The sequence below is a fragment of the Coleofasciculus sp. C1-SOL-03 genome (assembly GCF_040220555.1).
GTDB lineage: Bacteria > Cyanobacteriota > Cyanobacteriia > Cyanobacteriales > Coleofasciculaceae > Coleofasciculus.
In genome coordinates, this window is record NZ_JAVJUO010000158.1 from 38,050 (window position 1) to 53,958 (window position 15,909).

12 protein-coding genes, 1 tRNA gene and 1 pseudogene are annotated in these 15,909 nt (G+C 45.0%); 10 read left to right on the top strand and 4 right to left on the bottom strand.

Annotated features, from left to right (window positions below; genetic code table 11):
* The first annotated feature begins 167 nt into the window (after positions 1 to 167).
* Complete coding sequence (locus RIE73_RS25535) at positions 168 to 1,328, top strand: RRXRR domain-containing protein (protein ID WP_446403847.1); 1,161 nt, start codon at positions 168 to 170, stop codon at positions 1,326 to 1,328.
* A gap of 195 nt (positions 1,329 to 1,523) precedes the next feature.
* Here RIE73_RS25535 and RIE73_RS25540 read toward each other — a convergent pair whose 3' ends face one another.
* The gene (locus RIE73_RS25540; protein ID WP_446403848.1) at positions 1,524 to 2,795 is read right to left on the bottom strand and encodes a lipid-A-disaccharide synthase-related protein; all 1,272 of its coding nucleotides are present in this window, start codon (positions 2,793 to 2,795) and stop codon (positions 1,524 to 1,526) included.
* 112 nt (positions 2,796 to 2,907) lie between these two features.
* Here RIE73_RS25540 and RIE73_RS25545 point away from each other — a divergent pair, with 112 nt between their 5' ends.
* The 9 genes and pseudogenes from RIE73_RS25545 to coaBC all read left to right on the top strand — a co-directional run bounded on the left by RIE73_RS25545 (position 2,908) and on the right by coaBC (position 8,686).
* Positions 2,908 to 3,762: a 2-isopropylmalate synthase gene (locus RIE73_RS25545; protein WP_446403849.1), complete on the top strand. Its 855-nt coding sequence runs from the start codon at positions 2,908 to 2,910 to the stop codon at positions 3,760 to 3,762.
* A 2-nt stretch (positions 3,763 to 3,764) separates the two neighbouring features.
* Positions 3,765 to 4,811, top strand: coding sequence for an NAD-dependent epimerase/dehydratase family protein (locus RIE73_RS25550; RefSeq protein WP_446403850.1), 1,047 nt, complete (start codon positions 3,765 to 3,767; stop codon positions 4,809 to 4,811).
* Between the two features lie 254 nt (positions 4,812 to 5,065).
* Positions 5,066 to 5,482, top strand: coding sequence for a hypothetical protein (locus tag RIE73_RS25555; RefSeq protein ID WP_446403877.1), 417 nt, complete (start codon positions 5,066 to 5,068; stop codon positions 5,480 to 5,482).
* A gap of 260 nt (positions 5,483 to 5,742) precedes the next feature.
* Positions 5,743 to 5,967, top strand: a pseudogene (locus RIE73_RS25560) (hypothetical protein); the annotation flags it as partial.
* Between the two features lie 13 nt (positions 5,968 to 5,980).
* Complete coding sequence (locus tag RIE73_RS25565) at positions 5,981 to 6,424, top strand: hypothetical protein (RefSeq protein ID WP_446403851.1); 444 nt, start codon at positions 5,981 to 5,983, stop codon at positions 6,422 to 6,424.
* Positions 6,424 to 6,795, top strand: a complete 372-nt coding sequence (locus RIE73_RS25570) for a DUF1818 family protein (RefSeq protein ID WP_446403852.1) — start codon at positions 6,424 to 6,426, stop codon at positions 6,793 to 6,795. The genes RIE73_RS25565 and RIE73_RS25570 overlap by 1 nt, the downstream gene beginning before the upstream one ends.
* Before the next feature lie 166 nt (positions 6,796 to 6,961).
* Positions 6,962 to 7,035, top strand: a tRNA-Pro gene (locus RIE73_RS25575).
* Between the two features lie 242 nt (positions 7,036 to 7,277).
* Positions 7,278 to 7,490, top strand: a complete 213-nt coding sequence (isiD, locus tag RIE73_RS25580) for a protein IsiD (protein ID WP_446403853.1) — start codon at positions 7,278 to 7,280, stop codon at positions 7,488 to 7,490.
* Positions 7,487 to 8,686 (top strand): bifunctional phosphopantothenoylcysteine decarboxylase/phosphopantothenate--cysteine ligase CoaBC, encoded by a 1,200-nt coding sequence (gene coaBC, locus RIE73_RS25585; protein ID WP_446403854.1) that lies wholly within the window; start codon positions 7,487 to 7,489, stop codon positions 8,684 to 8,686. Before isiD ends, coaBC begins: the two co-directional genes overlap by 4 nt.
* A gap of 64 nt (positions 8,687 to 8,750) precedes the next feature.
* Here coaBC and RIE73_RS25590 read toward each other — a convergent pair whose 3' ends face one another.
* Genes RIE73_RS25590 through RIE73_RS25600 form a run of 3 tightly spaced genes read right to left on the bottom strand, consistent with a single transcriptional unit; the run spans position 8,751 to position 15,791 of the window.
* Positions 8,751 to 9,518, bottom strand: a complete 768-nt coding sequence (locus RIE73_RS25590) for a response regulator (RefSeq protein ID WP_446403855.1) — start codon at positions 9,516 to 9,518, stop codon at positions 8,751 to 8,753.
* Positions 9,519 to 9,528: 10 nt separating this feature from the next.
* Positions 9,529 to 9,975, bottom strand: a complete 447-nt coding sequence (locus RIE73_RS25595; RefSeq protein ID WP_446374665.1) for a response regulator — start codon at positions 9,973 to 9,975, stop codon at positions 9,529 to 9,531.
* Positions 9,972 to 15,791, bottom strand: coding sequence for a protein kinase domain-containing protein (locus tag RIE73_RS25600; protein WP_446403856.1), 5,820 nt, complete (start codon positions 15,789 to 15,791; stop codon positions 9,972 to 9,974). Before RIE73_RS25600 ends, RIE73_RS25595 begins: the two co-directional genes overlap by 4 nt.
* Between the last annotated feature and the right edge of the window lie 118 nt (positions 15,792 to 15,909).

The following is a 15,909-nucleotide window of genomic DNA, read 5'->3' on the forward strand; positions in this document are numbered from 1 at the left end:
AGGAAGTCATGAATAGGGCATGAGTTGGTAGGGGATAACCACTTCCGAACGATTCTCTAGTTCGGCTTAGATGTAGGTCTAGGAATCTCTAGACACTGGGTAAGTCCAGGACACACCCTTACCAATGCCTTAAGAGACGTAAACATTTACACGAGTGGATTATCTCTATGAATCGTGTTCCGGTTGTTAGCAAAGAAGGAAAACCTTTAATGCCCACCAAGCCTTCTAGGGCTAGACGGTGGGTCAAAGAAGGCAAGGCAGTGGGGAAATGGTCAGACCTAGGCGTTTACTATGTCCAACTCACCACACCACCATCGGCTGAGGAAGTCCAGCCAATCGCGGTAGGAGTCGATCCGGGTAAATCTTATTCCGGCGTCGGTGTTCAGTCCGCTAAATGTACCCTGCTACAACTACACCTTATCCTCCCATTTGGGCGGGTCAAGAAACGGATGGAAACCCGCGCCATGTTGCGACGGGGGCGACGAGCGCGACGGATTAACCGGAATGTCCCATTCAAGCAACGTAACCATCGGCAATGCAGGTTTGACAATCGTAAAGGTCACAAAATACCCCCATCCATCAAAGCTTCTCGACAGTTGGAGTTACGGGTAGTCAAAGAGCTAGCGAAAATTTTCCCAGTAACTGCGATTGGGTATGAACGGGTTAGAGCCGACATCGACCAAACTAAGCGTAAGCGTGCCAAGTCGGGTAAGGGTTTCTCTCCGGTGATGACTGGGCAAAATTGGGCAATATCTCAAATGGAAAAAATCGCCCCCGTTTATGTTCGTGAAGGTTGGCAAAAGGACGGGAATGGCACATCCCAACTCCGAACTCAACTAGGGTTAGAGAAAGATAAAGTTAACAAGTCCATAGCTAAACCGGAGACCCACGCGGTTGATGGAGTGACGTTGGCTTGCGGGTATTTCATCAAATATGTCCCATTCATTGGTTCTAACTCCCATGGTTATATCCACAAGGGTAGCGTTACCGTGACCCCTCCCCCGTTTAAAATTATCACTCGTCCTGGTGCAGTGAAACGGGGAAAAGAGTATGGATTCTTCCGTCGTCAATTACACTTTGAAGTACCGGATAAGTCAGGGGTAAGAAAGCGTAAGGGTGGGACAATCACACCATTTGGAGTGAGGATTGGTGATTGGGTCAGAGCAGAGAAAGCCGGGAAAGTTTACATTGGCTACGTCAGTGGGTTTACCGATACCAAAAAGACCAAAAATATTTCCGTTTGCGACTACACATGGAAACGAATTGGGCAATTTGCTCCGAGTAAAGTCGAGTTAATCAGGAGAAATAACGGCTTATGCGTAGCGTAAAAAAATTGGATGCCTTCATTCTTTCGGCATCCCGCTATTCCTCCTCGCCCTACTATCGTTGAGGGCGAGGACTCCCGCGAATACGTTGATGGCAGTCTCGACAAGATTGGGCATGAGTTTGATCGGGTTTTTATTGAATCTCCTGTTTAGGAATACAATAGTTTGGTTCAAACTAACATCTTTCAAAGGTTAGAATTATTTCTCAAACCGTTCCATCAAACAATCGGCAATGCGTCGCGCTGCACCGGATTGACCCATACGACGGCGACCATTTTCAGCAATTAGTTGTAAGCGATCCGGATCTCGTAACAACTGCTGCAAGACTTCAGCAACTCGATCCGGTTGTTCGACTAATATTAAGGAGGGTCCTAATAGTCGCGTTTGGGCTTCAGCAAAAGCCGGGGTGTATTGAGGACCTGTTCCTGGAATTGCGATCGCAGGTTTTCCTAATCCGACAAATTGTTCGGTTGCGGTTCCCGCCATGGCAATGCAGCAGTCGGCTTTGAGCAGACACAGGGTATAGTCGTCTTGGGTTAATATCACGATGCCATTCTTTTGAGTAAACGCGATCGCACTCGGATCATTCAACTTCAGATTCACGTCGATGGCTTCCAGAGGCTGCTGACGCCAGCCATACCCGGTCAACGTTTCTTGTAAGGGGTCAAGACTTAAAGCGGGTGCGATCGCGCCGAGAAACACCACAGATCGTTCCTGATAAGCCTCCAATAACCCATTTGCGGCTAGGGCGATTTTCTGCCAATTCTGGTAGGCTTCTGGCATTCTGGAACCCGGTAATAGTGCAACCACCAAAGGACGCTGCATCTCTTTTTGTTCAGCATCAGGTTCATAAAATACAGGTTCTGGCTGTTCCGGTTCAATCCCATCCATCATCGGGTTCCCTAAATCCAATGCCGGAATTGACCATTTTTGCAAAATTTCTGTTGTCAGTTTATCTCTCGGAAACACCGCCTTGCAGCGCTTGCGACTCATCAACCAACGTTCCCACGGCAAATACACCGAACCAGACCATCCTTCCCAACGCTGACGATTCGGTAACCATCCCGCTTCATCCCGCAGATAATACTCCGATTTAGCCGTTCCCACAAAGGCGTAGGGGGCACCACTTAACCACGCAAACAAAAGCGGGACAATATCCCCCACCGCTAAAATAACCCCACCGCGTTTCGCCCAACGGCGAACCGCTTTCAATTGCGCCCATGTCAATTTCAACAAACCACTCTGCACATCCCGCAGCAGGTGACGCCTTTCCATATAGATAAAACCACCAGAGGGCATGGTTTGCACCGGTCCGACAATGGGAATATCCAATTGCCGATAGGCTGCACCTTCACCCACTAACGGCAATGCAGCGAATTCGGGCGCATCTGGGCTAGCGTTGAGTTCCTGTAAAATTCGGATAGCAATGACATCTTCTCCGTGACCGTTGCTGATGCACAGCAGTTGCATAGTTGATGATGGGTACTAAATGCCACTATCAAATTTACCTTAAAAAACAGGGAAAAGGGAATAGTTTCTAAAGATTGAGCGTTTTGATCGGCAACATAATTCTTCTGTTTTCATGAAAAACCTAACCAAACCGGAAAACCCTCTGAAAGTCATCGTCTTCGATACCACGATGCGAGATGGAGAACTCACACCTGGAGTAAAAATGAATGTTCAGCAAAAAATAAGACTGGCTAAATTGCTCGAAACTATAGGTGTAGATATACTTGAAGTCGGCTATCCAGGACAGTACAATAAGGATTTTGATGAAATAGTTACTATTGCCAAACAGATAAAAAAATCAACAATTTGTGGATTAGCCAGTTTTAAACGAGAGGAAATTATCCGGGTAGCTGAAGCAATTAAACCTGCGAATCAAGGCAGAATTCATACGTACACATCGGTTAATATTCCCAGCCACAGAGAAGCGGATATATTAGCCACCATCAACGATAGTATTTCCCTTTGCCGCAACCTCTGTGATGATGTAGAATGGAGCGCCTTTGATGCACCTCGCAGTCATCCCGATTTTTTGTGTCAAGCGATTGAAGTCGCTATCCGCCAAGGTGCAACCACCATCAATATTCCCGACAGCTTGGGATTGGAGTCACCGGCAAACTTTGCTAAACTGATGCAAATGATTGTTAACCGAGTCCCGACTATTGACAAAGCGGTTTTGTCTGTCCACTGTCATAATGATTTAGGCAAAGCAGTAGAGAATTCAATCATTGGGCTAGAGTGGGGAGTCAGGCAAATCGAAGGCTCAATTAATGGTTTAGGCGCACGCAAAGGAAATGCTGATTTATGTCAAGTGATTCTCCAACTTTTAAAACAAGGCAACTATCACATCGATATTGATACCTCGTTAATTAATACAGCGTCTAAATTCGTTAGCGAAATCACTGGAATTCCATCGCCCAATCAGGAGTAACGATGAAAATCCTCATAATTGGCGGCACAAATTTTATTAGTCCTCCGGTTATCCATCGAATTGTAGCCATGGGACATGAGGTGACGGTGTTCCATCGCGGACAAACCCACGCTGATTTGCCATCAGGAGTTGATCATATTTATGGAAATCGGCAAAACCTCAGGGATTTCCAAGCCGAGTTTGAGCAGATTTCACCTCAAGTGGTTCTGGATGCGATCGCCTATACTGTACAGGATGCTAGAACCCTGATGAGTACATTCAAAGGCATTGCCCAGCGAGTTGTCGTGATTAGCAGTGGCGATGTGTATCGGGCTTATGACGTACTGCGCGGCGTTGAATCTGAACCCCTTGAACCTGTACCGATTACAGAAACCTCTCCCTTACGCCAACACCTTTATCCCTATCAGGACTTCCCCGAACGACCTTTGCATGTCCCTGCTGATTATGAGAAAATTTTAGTCGAACGAGTGGTTATGGGTGACCCAGAGTTACCGGGTACAATTTTACGGCTACCAATGGTTTATGGACCCGGTGATCCCTTGCACCGCCTATTTCCCTACGTGAAGCGGATGGATGAACAGCGTCCAGCCATTGTATTGGCACAACGTTTTGCCCAGTGGCGCGGCGTATGGGGATATGTGGAGAATGTAGCTGCTGCGATCGCACTTGCCATTACCGATGACCGAGCGACGGGTCAGGTTTACAATATAGCAGAGGCAGAATTTCCGACGGAAGCAGAACGGATTCGACGCATTGGACAAGTGGCTGGATGGACGGGTGAAGTCGTAATTGCGTCGCCATCCCTGATGCCAGACAGTTGGAGTTTGCCCTACAATTTAGAACAGCATTGGGTGGTCGATTCTACCCGCATCCGCCAGGAATTGGGTTATGTTGAACCCGTCCTCTTAGTAGAAGCACTGAAGCGTACCATTGAGTGGGAACGAAGTCACTTGCCTGAAACCATTTCTCCAGAAGCAGCACCAGAATTGCTGAACTATGACACTGAGGATGCAATCCTAGCTCAATTGGCAGCGATTAGGAGTTTGTAGGATAAGTGCAACAGCGATTGCGTTAAAACAGGAGTAAACCCCTGCCCTAGTAACAGTCAGGAACAATGAACCAGCCCAAAAATCTCGGTCTGGAGAATTCCAATTATTCTTTGATAGTGAATCATTCGCCTAAATTATCCCCGGAGTCGGACAAGCTAAGCACAGAAACATCAGGTTCAGGTATCTCCCCTGAATCATCTAAACCATCAGTGACATCGGCTTTAGGTATCCCACCCGAAAAGCCAAAATTATCAATGACTGAAAAATTTGGCTTCAATAATCAGTTATCAATTGTTGATCCGCATCGTCGGAATGGGTTAATTCTCTATAAACGTTATCACGCCGAATTTGCTGGACCCGGTGCCGCCGTCGGGGGGATATTTGATCATGATTGTCAGCAAGTGATACCTGTGGGGGATATGAGGTTGCTCACTCCAGAATCAGCTGATGAGCGCCAACGAGCTTGTTTAATTCGCCGCCAGTGGGCGCAACTGACTAGACAAATAACGGGTCACCCAACACCAGCTAAACGTGCCCAGAAGATTCTGAGTCAGTTTGAGGGATTTTTTGACGCCGAAACCATTGCCAAAATACCAGACGAAGCCTTCGCTCTATTGGTGGGGGTATTTCCCCATACCGTCCAGATGATTCGAGAGTCGTCAGGGAAGTAATTATTCTTCAGATGAGACTATTAAATTTTGTGAATATTTTACCCATCCGAATCAAGCACCAATGATACAACTTACTGTCTGAGTTAAAACAATATTAAACTCATGATCGAGTAACCATGAACCATTCCCCAAATCCAGTTCGGGAGAGTTGCAATCCTGCCTGGATAGTAAATTCTTCGCCTAAATCATCCCCGAAATCGGAAACTCTAAGTACAGAAACATCAGGTTCAGGTCATCCACCCAAACCCCCTAAATCATCAATGATTGAAGAGTTTGGCTTCAATAATCAGTTATTAGCTGTTGATCCGCGTCGCCCGAATCATGGTGTAATTCTCTGGAAACGGTATCACGCCGAATTTGCTGGACCCGGTGCTGCTTTTGGGGGCATATTGGATCAGGATTGTCGGAAAATAATACTTGTGGGTAATTTAAAGCTGCTCACTCCCCAATCAGCCGAGGAGCGACAACGAGCTTATTTAATTCGCTGCCATAGTAACAATGCCTGAAAAAAACTTTTGGTTAAATAATCAGTTATTAATCGTTGATCCGCGTCATCGAAATGGTGTAATTCTCTGGAAACGTTATCATGCCGAATTTGCCGGACCCGGTGCTGCTGTCGGGGGCATATTTGATCAGGATTGTCGGCTCGTGATATCTGTGGGAGATCTGAATTTACTTACTCCAGAATCAGCCGATGAGCGCAAACGAGCTTATTTAATTCGTCGCCAATGGGTGCGACTAATGATGCAAATAACGGATCACTCAACACCTGCACAACGAGTCCAGCAAATTTTGAATCAGTTTTTGGGCTTCTTTGGCGCTGAAACAATTTCCCGAATGCTAGATTTTGCCCTGTTGGTAGAAGCTCTTGCCCTGTTGGTTGGGGTATCTCCTCATACCGTTGAGATGGTAATCCGAGATTGGTTGGAAAAGAATGACTAATGACCACGGAACGAATTGTCAAAACTGGATCAGGTTGGCGTCTAGGTTGGAATCCTCAAGCCACTCATTATCAGGGGTTAGTGGGTACCGATGAGTGGGCAATCGAGCTGACTCAGGCGGAGTTAGACGATTTTTGCCGATTGTTAGCACAGCTTGCTCAAGCCATTGAAGACATCGCTGATGAGTTGGTCGATGAGGAGAAAATCACCTGTGAAGCCGAAAGTGACTTGCTCTGGATGGAAGTGGAAGGCTATCCGTCTGCCTATACGCTACGCTTTATTTTGAACCAGGAACGTCGTTGTGAGGGGAGTTGGCAAGCCTCAGCCGTTCCGGGTTTGTTGCAAGCGGCTCAGTCTCTACAAGTATTTTGAGATGCCCTTTCCTGTTGATGAGAGTCTGTTGGTTTTCCTGGTGTCAACCCAACCTACAGGATTTTGTGCTGTCCCCGATTCCCTTTCCTGCAAACCCTTGTGTGAGAACGTGTTTCTGAAAAGTTGTTAAAATGATAAATCCTATGATAATCTAGGAAAGGTTTCACGGGGCGTAGCGCAGCTTGGTAGCGCACCACTTTGGGGTAGTGGGGGTCGTGGGTTCAAATCCCGCCGCTCCGATCGCAAGACCAAAATTGACCCTAGAGATGTTGATGTCTCTAGGGTTGATTTTTAGATGAATCGGCGAGAAACCCCACATCATCAGTAGCTCACGTTAGGGATTCATGACTCAAACTGCAAAACCTTACAAAGGCTTAACAGAAAAACTCCCCAGTTCTGTGCTTGAATGGCGATAATAGAAACGCGGCGGTAATAGCGCTCTGTGCAATGTACATCAATCCGATTCAGGAGAGGCGTGAGCAATGGCAACGTTAACCATGTCCCAGCGTGATTTGTCGGCTTTCACGAAACAGGATGTTGCTGAATTAGCAGGACGTTTAGAACAGGACGAATATGAAAATGCGTTTGCGGGACTAGATGACTGGCATTTGCTGCGGGCGCTAGCCTTCCAACGTCCGGAGTTGGCAGAACCCTACCTCTACTTGCTAGACCTAGAAGCGTATGATGAAGCGTGAATGAGTCTAAGCGAGTATTGATAGGTATAGGCGGTGGTATCGCCGCCTATAAAGTTTGTCAGGTTATTTCCACCCTGTTTCAGGCTGGGGTGCAAGTTCGGGTGATTCTCACCCAAGCGGCTCAAGAGTTTATCACCCCCCTGACTATTTCCACCCTCTCGCGCCATCAGGCGTATACCGATCGCCTATTTTGGCAACCGATTCATAATCGCCCTGTTCATATCGAGTTGGGCGAATGGGCAGATCTATTCGTGATTGCTCCCCTTACGGCTAACACCTTGGGCAAATTAGCTCACGGTTTAGCCGATAATTTATTAACTAATACCGTTCTTGCCTCCCATTGTCCCGTACTCCTTGCCCCAGCGATGAACACGGATATGTGGGAACAGCAGGCAGTACAGCGGAATTGGCACAACCTATTGAGCGATTCCAGGTATCATACGGTGGGACCCGATGCCGGACGATTGGCGTGCGATCGCGTGGGTGCAGGGCGCTTGGCAGAACCCTCCGAGATTCTGACTGCTATTCATTCAGTGTTATACACAGGCGGTAAGCGGGATTTAGTCGGTAAACAGGTGTTAATTAGTACCGGTGGCACCAGAGAACATTTAGACCCTGTGCGCTTTATTGGCAATCCCTCTACGGGTAAGATGGGATTGGCATTGGCACAAGCCGCCAAGCATCGCGGCGCCAAAGTGGTGTTAGTCCATGCACCCTTAACCGAATCCATTCCCCCCGATATTCAGGCAATTTCAGTCGTCAGTGCTGCCGAAATGCGTCAGGTCATGTTATCTTATTTCTCCGAAGCGGATCTGGTAATCATGGCAGCCGCTGTCGCCGATGTCAAACCTGCTGATCATACCTCAGAGAAATTACCCAAAGCCCAGCTTCCCACTGCCTTAGCTTTAGAACCTGTACCGGATATTTTGGCAGAGTTAGGACAGCGTAAACAAAGTCATCAACGGTTAATCGGGTTTGCAGCACAAACGGGTGATATTGTCAAGCCCGCGTTAGCCAAATTAAACGCCAAGAATTTAGATGCGATCGCCGCCAATCCCATTGACCAGCCGAATGTGGGATTTGCCAGCGACACCAATCAAGCGATTTTCATCGATAAACAGGGACGCCAGGAGTCGGTGCAACCGTGCAGCAAACTGGAACTCGCCCACGCCTTGCTTAATTTTATACGTTTGTAGTAGGCAATGCGAGTGCCTCAAAATGCTTGATTTCCCAGCACTAAAGTGCTGACTACGAACAGCCTTATTCATGAATATCTCGTCCTTCAGCAATCAGTAAAACCACTTTTCCGGCTTCATCTTTTAACGGTTTAAGCGAAAAATCCATGCGAATCATGACGCTTTCCTGTTTGCGAAACTGAACGTCCTGGCGCACCAAATCACCATTAGCCGCCTGTTTAATCGCCGCTTTCAACCACTCCTGTATAGATTGGCAGTGATTCCAACACTCCAGTTTCCATACGGGCAAACCGAGTAAATCATCTAATTTATAGCCACTCGAATTTAATGCCGTTTCATTGATATCCACAATCAGTCCTTCTGGAGTCAACAACATCATCGACTGAAACGTTTGATTAAAAATTCCCCGGAAACGTCGTTCACTGTCCTGGAGTTTTTGGATAATTTGTCCTCGTTCAATCGCATAGCGGATCGTTTTCACTAATAAGGGAATCGTAATATCATCCTTGAGTAAATAATCTTGCGCCCCATGTGCCATTGCCCCCAATGCTAATTCTTCATCATTAGCGCCCGTTAACACAACAATGGGAAGATGGGGAATCGCCTCTCGGAATTCAGTCACGGTTTCTAAGCCATCAGCATCCGGAAGATTTAGGTCTAACAACACCACATCAATGGAGAGATTCGCACAACTCTCAATCGCATCCTCGAGTCGTTCAACATGATGCAGTTGCCATTCTTTTGGGTCTAAACGGGAAAATCGATGACGCTGCAAGCGAGCATCACTAGGGCTATCCTCCACTAATAGAACATGAATTAGGTGTTTGTCCATAGGACGGGTCTCACTCCGAGGGCAATTGAACGGCCGCTAACCAAAATTCTTCCAATAGCCGAACCATTCGCATAAACTGTTGAATATCGATAGGTTTGGTAATATAGCAGTTGGCATAACGTTCATAAGACTTGAGTATATCCTCTTCATCTTCCGAGGTTGTGAGAACGATCACGGGAATTCGTTTGAGCGTGGGGTCTGATTTGACCGAGGTTAATACTTCTTGACCATCCATTCCCGGTAAATTCAGATCTAACACAATCAAATCCGGACGGGGAGTGTTAGCATAATCCCCTTGCTGGAGTAAGTAGTCTAGGGCGGTTTCCCCATCTTCTACCCAATGCAAGTTGTTGGCAATTTTAGCTTGCTTAAAACTAATCTGGATCAGATTCGCGTCACTGGGGGAATCTTCCACCAGTAAAATTTCAATGGGTCTAAATCTATAATGGCTGCTCATAGCGAGGATATCAAACAGGGAAGGGTCAAGAAAAATGTGCTACCAACTCCAGGTTGAGATTCCACCCAAATCCGTCCACCGTGGCGTTCGACAATTTTCTTACAAACGGCTAACCCAATACCCGTACCCGAAAACTCGCGCCGGGTATGGAGACGTTTGAAGATGACAAAGATGCGGTCGAGGTATTTGGGTTTAATCCCAATTCCATTATCCTTTACCTGAAACAGCCATGCATTCTCTGTCAATTGTGCCTCAATCTGGATGTGAGGGGGGCGATCGCGGCAGAATTTGATCGCGTTTGCGATCAGATTTTGAAACAGTTGGATCAGTTGAGTGGGATCAGCCTGAACCGTGGGGAGGGAATCGTAGGTAATCGTCGCTTGGCTTTGGGCGATCGCGATCTGTAAATTCTCCGTCACTTGACGTAGGATAGCATTACAATCGGTCGGTTTCCCCTCTGGTGGACGAGTCCCTAGGCGAGAATACATCAGCAAGGCTTGAATTAACTGGCGCATTCGGGTTGCACCATCAATGATAAACGCCATATAATCTTGGGCGGATTCATCGAGTTGATCGAGGTAGTCTTGTTGTAAAAGTTGGGTATAACTTGCCACAGCGCGTAACGGTTCCTGCAAATCGTGGGAAGCAATATAGGCAAATTGTTCCAATTCTTGATTAGAACGTTGCAATTCCTGGGTCAGTTCTTTAAGTTTTGCTTCCGCTTCGCGACGTTCAGCAATTTCCGTCTGTAATACATTATTCATGGCGCTTAAAGCTTGGGTGCGTTCTTCGACTCGTCGTTCTAATTCTTCTCGTGCATTTTGTAAGATATGTTCTGCTTGTTTTTGCAGGGTGATATCTTGAGACATCACCATTCCAGCAAAAATTTCACCTTGCTCATTTTTCACCGGAAGCGTATACACTTGATGGGTGCGATCAGCAAAGGTCATTTCAGATACCTTGGTTTCTCCGGCTAAGGCTGACTGATACAGCGGTTCGATTATTTTACAAACATCGGGTGATAAGACCTCTGTAATCGTTTTTCCTTTTAACTGTTCAGGTTCAAAGCCGCCAGCCCTTACTCCCTCCCCTTCTACTAACAAGAAGCGTAACTCTCGATCAAATAATAAAACACTGCCATTAGGAAAGTTTTGCGTCAGGGTTCGATACAGTCCCTCACTTTTACGTAAAGCAGTTTCTGTGCGTTTGCGTTCGGCAATCTCCGCCTGTAAGGAAACGTTAAGTTCCGCTTGTTTTTGCCACAGACGAGCATTTTTAATCGAAATCGCGGCTTGGGCGGATATTAGATTTAAGAGTTCAACTCGTTCGGGCGTAAATGCCGCGATCGCTAAATTATTTTCCAGATAAAAGAGTCCGATCAATTGTCCTTGATTCAGCAGGGGCGCACAGACAATGGATTTCGGTTGGTTGTGCTGAATATAGGCATCGCTAATAAATTTATCCTCAGACGTGGCATCATTTAAGACTAAAATTTCTTGCGTCCGACTGACATAATAAATAATCGCATTGGGAAGGTATTGGCTGGTTTCCAGGGGAAGCGATTGTAAGACAGTAATAGTATCTAGATCACCCATACAGGTTGCTTCAATTCGCAACTCTCCCTCCCAATCTAATAGTAAAACCCCTTGTGTTGCTCCAGCGTTTTCTATGAGAATCTTCATTAAGCTAATCAGCAACTTATCGAGGTTGATTTCACTGGAAATGGCTTGAAAAGTTTTAATAATTGTGGTAGAATCTAGCACGGCGGCAAGATGACTCCCCGAAGCTGAATCTGTATATGAATTGGTGAGTGTATCTTTAATATTAACTGAGGTTAAGGCTTCGGTAAATAAGCCAGGATAAGTTTCCTCTAAATCTTCAACCTTGCGCTTTGCACCCCAATGGTGATAGCCATAGCGGGCTTTTTGCATGTAAAATTGAGCAAAGTTGATCTTGCCTTTATTCAACCAAAACTTGGCGGCGAGTTCATTTCCTAAAGCCTCATGGTGAATAAAGCCATTGGTTTTGGCTAAGTCAATGGCTTGATCATAGAGATCCATTGCCTTTTCCGTTTGACCCGCAACCCATGCCATTTCTGCATTAATCAATACATATTTATGACGGAAGTTTGCTGGACAATTTTCTGCCCAATGTTTCATCTGAGCTTGATTAACAATCAAGGTTTGCCAATAATCCGCTTGCTGACTAGCCGCAGCCTGAGGATAGAGGGCGGTTAAGATCAGGGAGGTATAAAAATTATGTTCAGCTTGGGTAAATAAACCGCGAATAAACGGCAGGTACTTTTCGGCGTTTTTAATGCAATTTAGTGCTGATTCGGGTTGGTTGTAGAGATAGAGTAACCAGGCTTTAATGGTATAAAATGTACAAAGACCGCCAAAGGTTTGATACGTATGACAGGTGGCTAAATAATTGGCTTCACTACTTTCATCGGTATCAAATACTTCCTTCTTCTCCGTTCGCCCACATAAATTTAAAACAGGCAATTGACAGGCTAAAATCATGTCGGTTACCCATTGGTTTTGAGTTGTGCGGCTAAAGCGCAAGCATGTATCGGCTTGGCTTAATAAATCAATTAATCGAGACCCCTGATTAAAGGCATTATGAAACTGATTATTTAAGATATAGCCAACATATTGAAAATCTCCAGCTTCCATTCCCGCCTGATACGCCTTATGGTTAATCGATTCAGTATATTGAATCGGTTGAACCCAGGAATTCAAAAAGGTTGCCAAGAAATGATGCGTTCGACTGATATAAATTGGATTATTAAAGGTTTGACTTAATTGGCAAGCCAGTAACCCAAAAGCATAGCCAGACTGATACTCTCCCCACAGAGAACCCAGGAGTAAACCATAATTAGAATAGCCTTTGGCTGATTCGGGAGTATTGCCATATTGGAGAGATAAATTGACGAGTTTTACCGTAACCCAAGCATAACTCTCTTGATCAAAGAAATAGGTGGGCGGATCAAGGCTTAATAGGAGATTGACGGCGGCTTTTGTCATCCCATCAGTCATGGGGGGTAAATCGATTAAACTGGCAATGTCCTGATTGCCTAAATTTCGTTTTAAGTCAGACAGTTCATTATCTAACGCTATTTTCAAATTGACATCTGGAAAATCAATGCCGATGTTTTTCAGGGCTTGGCGTCCAACTTGAATGGCTTCTTTATAGTTGGCTAGCATGGTGTGTTGAACAATGAGAAGGTTATACAGTTCAGCTTGCTCAACAACAGATTTTGCTTGAATTAAGCTTTGATGGATTAAATGCTGTGACGATTCAAAGTCGCCATTCAGATATTCAACTTCAGCCAGTTCTTTGTGGAGTTTAAAGGTTAAGACATACTGATCAATCCAGCTTGTTTCGGTTAAGGTTGATAGTCCATAGTTGAGATAATTCCTAGCGGCTGTATACGCCGTTGCTAATTTCGCTTTTTTGGCAGCCGCTAAATTTAATCGGGTTAATTCAAGTCGTTCGAGAGTATTGGTAACGGCGTATCCTTTCCAATTGAGATGATCGACAATATCAAAGATTCGCTCATATTTTTGATAAGGAGATAGCTGGGCAAGTAACAGCCGACCAATGTGCCAATGAATGGTTTCTTTGGTTGATTTATCCATCAATGCATCAACGGCTTGTTGCACGCGATCGTGTGAAAATTTATAATTATTTTCAGAATGCTTGGAATAGAGTTCAATTAATCCTAACTGTAGGGCTGGAGATAAATCTGCCAAGGTATTATCCGGAGTTTTATCGCAAATTTTGGCAAGCCGATCAAGTGCAAACTTATTTCCAATACAAGCGGCTAACCCTAAAACCTGCTGAGTGCTTTCTGGAAGTTTTTTTAACTTACCAATCATCAAGTCCACTACGTTATCGGTAATCGCTGTTTTTTCAATTTGGTCAATATCCCAAGTCCACTGACCTGAACGTTCGCAGGTAGAAGGACTCACGTAAATTAAATTGTCCTGAGCAAGGGTTTTGATAAATTCTTTGATAAAGAAAGGATTCCCAGCGGTTTTACGTAAAATGAGTTCGGCTAAAGCCACAACCGCTTGGGCATCTCTGTGTAAAGTTTCTGAAAGTAACTCAATAATTTGTTCTTGGTTGAGGGGATTTACGATAATTTGGTTAATAATAACGCCAACACTACAAATTTTATCGAAGCTACTCATTAAAGGATGAGTCGGCTCAACGTCATTGTCTCGATAAGCACCAATGAGGAATAGATAAGGGATAGGATCATCGGTTAAAATAAATTCCAGCAACTTCAAAGTTGCCGCATCCGCCCATTGTAAATCATCTAAGAAAATAACTAACGGATGTTCGGGTTGGCAGAAAACCCGCATAAAGGCTTGAAAGACTAAATGGAAGCGATTTTGGGATTCAGCTAATCCTAATTCAGGGACTTCCGGCTGAGTCCCAATAATTAGTTCGACTTCGGGAATCACCTGGATAATAATTTGTCCATTGCGACCTAAGGCTGTTAATAATTTTTTTCGCCATTGCCTAAGTTTCGCTTCACTTTCAGTTAAAATTTTTCGGATTAATTTTGAGAAAGAATTAACTAAGGCTGAATAGGGAATATTGCGTTGAAATTGGTCAAATTTTCCGGTTATAAAGTAACCGCCATGCTGGGTAATAGATGGACGAATTTTCTGGACTATGGCGGATTTGCCAACACCAGCATCACCCGTAATCAGCATGATTTCGCTTAGTCGTTTTGGAGGATTCGTTACTCCTCGCCCCTTTGGGTAACAGGCGATGCGGAAAAAAGCAGCGAGGAGGGCTTGGATTTCTCGTTCTCGACCATAAAGTTTTTGAGGAATTTGCAAAGATTTGTCTAAATCATGGTATCCCAGCGGAAATTCTTGAATGGTTCCTCTTGTTTTTAATTGGTCTAAACAATACTCTAAATCCAGTTTGAGTCCTACAGCACTTTGATATCGCTTTTGCGGTATTTTTTCCAATAGTTTCATAACCAGATTGGAAATGGCTTTAGGACAAACTTGGTTTAGGGTTAATTCCTCCTCGTCCTCAGCTTTTCCAGCGCCCTTTTTCTCTTCCTCTTCCTCTCCCTCTACTTCGTTTAACTGGCACATTAGATGAGGCGGGAGAGGCTGTTGAGCCAGATGGCAATAAATTAACTCCAGATGTTCATTTTTATCGAAAGGTAGATGATGAGTTAATAGTTCATAAAGAGTGACACCTAAGGAATAAAAATCCGTGCGGTAATCTAGAGGACAATCCATCCGTCCCGTTTGCTCTGGCGATAAATAGGCTAACGTTCCTTCTACATGCGGCGATTGTTTGGGGGGAGAGTTTTCTCCAGATAAGCGAACCGCAATACCAAAATCAATAATTTTTAGTTGTCCCGTCGCTGGATTTAAAATGATATTTGATGGGTTAATATCTTTATGAATTGTGTTATTGGCGTGGATTTCACTTAAGCCTTCTGTAATCTTAATCGCGATGTCCAGAATGTCTGACAAAGAGAATTCGATTTTATTGATTAATAATTTTAAGGATTCTCCACCAATATCCTCAAAGATAATCACCAACTTATTCTGATAAGCGAGTAAGTTGTAGGCGTGAATGACGCTCGTTAGCCGCCAGTTATGAGTAATGTCATATTCCCTTTTGTAGCGGCTAAGTTCCTCAGACGTAGGATAGTCGGGTTTGAGAACTTTCAAAATCACAGGTTGAGTATCGACCTGTCGGATTCCCCGATAGACTATAGAATTGGAGCTTTCGTAGATTTTGGCGAGAATCTGGTAACCTGGAAGGACAATCACAGTGGGATTTCCCTATTAATGCGTTGGTCTAGACGTAGCCAGGTACGTCTATCTAAAAACGGTAGCATTTTGATGGGAAAGTGTCTCTTTTTTTTATAGGATCACCGGGAAACGCTGA